The 1,007-nt window shown below is 68.0% G+C and carries 2 pseudogenes; one reads left to right on the forward strand and one right to left on the reverse strand.

The features are described from left to right. A pseudogene (locus tag DJ75_RS18165) lies at positions 1–109 on the reverse strand (SAM-dependent methyltransferase); the annotation flags it as partial. On the opposite strand from DJ75_RS18165, the pseudogene DJ75_RS08880 reads away from it, so the two are divergent. Then, positions 106–687 (forward strand): annotated as a pseudogene (locus DJ75_RS08880) (class I SAM-dependent methyltransferase); the annotation flags it as partial. The pseudogenes DJ75_RS18165 and DJ75_RS08880 overlap by 4 nt on opposite strands. Positions 688–1,007: the final 320 nt, after the last annotated feature.

The raw sequence follows: 1,007 nt of genomic DNA on the forward strand, positions 1-1,007 counted from the left end.
CGCCCGCCTCGACCGGCATCCGCGCGAGCACGTGCTTGGCGGTGTGCCAGTGTCTGTCCTCCATCCCGCGGTCCTTCCCCGACGTCGCCCACTGATCGAACTCCTCGCGAGCCGGTCGAGGCGGGCGACGCCGTCCTCGATCTGGGCACCGGCTCCGGCTACGCGCTCCGCGCGCTCCGCGAGCGCGGCATCGGCCGCGGCTTCGGGCTCGACGGCGCACCGGAAATGGTCCGCAACGCCCGGAGCTACACCGACGACGACGCCGTGGGCTTCCTCGTCGGCGACTTCGACGCGCTGCCGTTCGCCGACGACTCGCTCGATCACGTCTTCTCGATGGAGGCGTTCTACTACGCGGCCGACCCGCGCAACACGCTCCGGGAGATCCGACGCGTGCTGAAGCCCGGGGGCACCTTCTACTGCGCCGTCAACTACTTCGCGGAGAGCGAATCGACCCACGCGTGGCAGGACAACATCGCGGTGGAGATGACCCTGTGGAGCCGCGAGGAGTACCGCGAGGCGTTCCGCGACGCCGGGCTGTACGTCGCCGAACAGGACAACGTCCCCGACCGAGAGATCGAGATCCCGGACGCGACCGAGTTCCCCACCGACGACTGGGACTCCCGCGAGGCGATGGTCGACCGCTACCGGACGTGGGGGACGCTGTTGACGGTCGGCGTCGCGCCCTGAATCGGTCGTCTTTTTATAAATGGTCGATCGCGGATCGGAGGCGAACACCTTCAAAGCCCCGGCCGCTCGGTTATACGCAGTTGCTGACGGATCGGAGGCGAACACCTCCAAAGCCCCAGCCGCTCGGTTATACGCAGTTGCTGACGGATCGGAGGCGAACACCTCCAAAGCCCCGGCCGCTCGGTTATACGCAGTTGCTGACGGATCGGAGGCGAACACCTCCAAAGCCCCAGCCGCGAGGCGGGCGCACGCTCGCTGCGGTCCTCGTCACTCGCTTCGCTCGCTCCTGTGGTCCTTACTTCGCCTGCGCCCGCCTCGCG

It is taken from the genome of Halorubrum sp. Eb13, from assembly GCF_002252895.1.
Classification (GTDB): domain Archaea; phylum Halobacteriota; class Halobacteria; order Halobacteriales; family Haloferacaceae; genus Halorubrum.